The sequence below is a fragment of the Micrococcus sp. HG099 genome (assembly GCF_024723355.1).
GTDB lineage: Bacteria > Actinomycetota > Actinomycetes > Actinomycetales > Micrococcaceae > Micrococcus > Micrococcus endophyticus.
This window is the reverse complement of sequence record NZ_JANQCJ010000205.1, coordinates 1-2531: the sequence shown is the minus strand read 5'-3', so window position 1 is coordinate 2531 and position 2531 is coordinate 1. Positions and strand designations below refer to the sequence as shown.

2 protein-coding genes are annotated in these 2531 nt (G+C 73.6%); both read right to left on the bottom strand.

Annotated features, from left to right (window positions below; all coding sequences use genetic code 11):
• The coding region (locus NWP10_RS11550; protein WP_258301000.1) for a CTP synthase at positions 1-1701 on the bottom strand (1701 nt) is incomplete at its 3' end.
• Positions 1702-1710: 9 nt separating this feature from the next.
• The coding region (locus NWP10_RS11545; protein WP_258300999.1) for a site-specific tyrosine recombinase XerD at positions 1711-2531 on the bottom strand (821 nt) is incomplete at its 5' end.

The window sequence follows — 2531 nt, the reverse complement described above, 5'->3', positions numbered from 1 at the left end:
GGCCGCCGCGTCGGCGCGGCGGGCCAGGCCGGCGGCGACGAGGCCGGCGAACAGCGGGTGCGGGCGGGTCGGCCGGGAGGAGAACTCCGGGTGGGCCTGCGTGGACACGTAGTACGGGTGCACGTCCCGGGGCAGCTCCACGAACTCCACAAGGGCGCCGTCCGGGGAGGTGCCGCAGATCGCGAGGCCGGCCTCCTCGAGGCGGTCGCGGTAGGCGTTGTTCACCTCGTAGCGGTGGCGGTGGCGCTCGGTCACCTCGGTGGTGCCGTACGCCTCGGCCACCACGGAGCCCGGGCGCAGGGTCGCGGGGAAGGCGCCCAGGCGCATGGTGCCGCCGAGGTCCCCCTCGCCGGCCACGATCTGCTCCTGCTCGGCCATGGTGGCGATCACGGGCGAGGCGGTCTCCGGGTCGAACTCGGTGGAGTCCGCGTCCTCCAGGCCGAGGACGTTGCGGGCGTACTCGATGACCATGGACTGCAGGCCCAGGCACAGACCCAGCGTCGGGATCCGTTGCTCGCGGGCGTGCCGCAGCGCGCCGAGCTTGCCCTCGAGCCCGCGCACGCCGAAGCCGCCGGGCACACACACGGCGTCGACGTCCGCGAGCGCCGCCGCCGCGCCCTCGGGGGTGGCGCACTCGTCCGCGGCCACCCAGCGGATGCCCACCTTGGCCCGGTGGGCGAAGCCACCGGCGCGCAGCGCCTCGGTGACGGACAGGTAGGCGTCCGGCAGGTCCACGTACTTGCCCACGAGCGCCACGGTGAGCTCATGCTCCGGGTGGTGCACGGCGTCCATGAGCGCGTCCCAGGCGGTCCAGTCCACGTCCTTGAACTTCAGGTCCAGGGACTGCACCACATGGGCGTCGAGGCCCTGGTCGTGGATGACGCGGGGGATGTCGTAGATGGAGGGGGCGTCGGCGCAGTTGACGACGGCGTCCTGCGGGACGTCGCACATGCGGGCAATCTTGCCGCGGACGTCGTCGGGGACGGCCCGGTCCGAGCGCAGCACGATCGCGTCCGGCTGGATGCCGATCGAGCGCAGGGCGGCCACGGAGTGCTGGGTGGGCTTGGTCTTGAGCTCCTGCGAGGGGCCGATGTACGGCACGAGGGAGACGTGCAGGAAGAAGACGTCGTCGCGGCCGACGTCCTGGCGGACCTGGCGGGCGGCCTCGAGGAAGGGCTGCGACTCGATGTCGCCGACGGTGCCGCCGATCTCCGTGATGATCACGTCCGGGGCGGGGCGGTCGCCGCGGGGCTCCGCGGGCAGGCGCATCCGGCGGCAGATCTCGTCGGTGATGTGCGGGATGACCTGGACGGTGTCCCCGAGGTACTCGCCGCGGCGCTCGCGGGCGATCACGGTGGAGTACACCTGGCCGGTGGTCACGTTGTCCAGGCCGTCGAGGTCCTCGTCGAGGAAGCGCTCGTAGTGGCCGATGTCCAGGTCCGTCTCGGCGCCGTCCTCGGTGACGAACACCTCGCCGTGCTGGAACGGGTTCATGGTGCCCGGGTCCACGTTGAGGTAGGGGTCGAGCTTCTGCATCACCACCCTGAGCCCGCGCGCCTTGAGCAGGTGGCCGAGCGAGGAGGCCGTGAGCCCCTTGCCGAGGGAGGAGGCGACACCGCCGGTCACGAACACGTGACGGGTGACGCGCGTGGACGTCTGAGTACGAGAAGTTCGTTTCACCACGGATCTCGAGCGTATCAGGTGCGGGGCTCAGCGCGCGCGCGGATGCGCGGCGGCGTAGACCTCGCGCAGGGAGTCCACGGTGACGAGGGTGTACACCTGCGTGGTGGTCACGGACGCGTGCCCGAGCAGCTCCTGGACCACGCGGACGTCCGCGCCGCCGGCCAGCAGGTGCGTGGCGAAGCAGTGGCGCAGGGTGTGGGGCGAGACGTCCGCCTCGAGGCCGGCGCGCTCGGCCGCCCGCTTCAGCACGGCCCACGCGGACTGCCGGGAGAGCCGGCCCCCGCGGGCGTTGACGAACAGGGCGGGCGTGGAGCGTGTGACTCCCGTCATGATCGTGGGCCGTCCCCGCACCAGCCATGCGTCGAGCGCGGCGGCCGCGTAGGAGCCGATCGGCACCACGCGCTCCTTGGACCCCTTGCCGAACAGGCGGACCACGGGCTGGCCGCCGTCGTCCCCGGTCTGCGCGAGCCCCACCACGTCGTCGACGTCGAGGCCGACCACCTCGGAGATGCGGGCGCCGGTGCCGTAGAGGAACTCGAGCAGCGCGCGGTCCCGCAGTCCGGCGGGGGTGTCGACGGGCACGGCCTCCAGCAGCGCCGTCACCTGCTCCACGGGGAGCGCCTTCGGCAGGCGGTCGCCCGGCTTCGGCGGGTGGACGTCGCGGGCGGGGTCGGCGGGCGTGAGTCCCTCGAGGGCCCAGAACCGGTGCAGGCCGCGCACGGCCGCGAGCACGCGGGCCGCCGAGCGGACCGCGAGGGGCCGCCCGCCGTCCTCGCCGGTGCCCAGCGCCCGCAGGAAGCCGGAGACGTGGCCGGGGTCGACGTCGGCGGGGGCGCGCACCCCGTGGG